Raw genomic sequence first — 679 nt, forward strand, 5'->3', positions numbered from 1 at the left:
CTACAAATGACCGTGGTGCCGGATTCAGATTCTGAAGCGGCTGAGAAGCCTGTCTTGCTGGCCTACATGGTCCCCCATCACTGAGCATTGGCGGACCTGCTTCTCGGCACTGCCGGACACCTCCAGGCTGATATCGCGGATGTTGCTCGTATTGCGATTGATTTCCTCGGTCGTGGCGCTCTGTTCTTCAGCGGCGGCGGCAATCTGCAGGTTCATGTCATTGATGCGGTAAATGGCTTCACGTATGCGTTCGAGCGTTGCATTGGCCGCATCGGCATCGCCTGCCGTCTTGCTGGCAGTGTCGCGGCTTTGCTGCATTCGCACTTGAGCGTGTTTGACCCCCGTCTGCAGTTGCTCAATCATCAGGCGTATTTCCTGAGTGGATTGCTGGGTCCGCGAGGCCAGCGAGCGCACCTCGTCGGCAACCACGGCAAAGCCCCGTCCCGATTCACCGGCGCGTGCTGCTTCGATGGCCGCGTTGAGCGCCAGCAGGTTGGTCTGTTCGGCGATGCCGCGAATCACTTCCAGGACCTTGCCGATGCGCCCGCTGTCGGTTTCCAGTTGGCGGATGACCGTGGCGGTGTTGGCGATTTCGCCGCGCATCTGGGTGATGGTGTGGATAGTGCCCTGCATGACTTTTTCGCCCTGCTGGGCGGACTGGTCGGCATCATCGGCGGCC

At 60.7% G+C, this 679-nt stretch carries 1 protein-coding gene; it reads right to left on the reverse strand.

The genetic code is table 11. From position 1 onward, the window contains the following. Window positions 1-24: 24 nt before the first annotated feature. A partial coding sequence (locus tag E6R62_RS37895) for a methyl-accepting chemotaxis protein (RefSeq protein WP_240802143.1) occupies window positions 25-679 on the reverse strand: 655 nt, incomplete at its 5' end.

Origin of the sequence: Streptomyces sp. A1136 (assembly GCF_004795055.1) — a bacterium.
Lineage (GTDB): Bacteria > Actinomycetota > Actinomycetes > Streptomycetales > Streptomycetaceae > Streptomyces.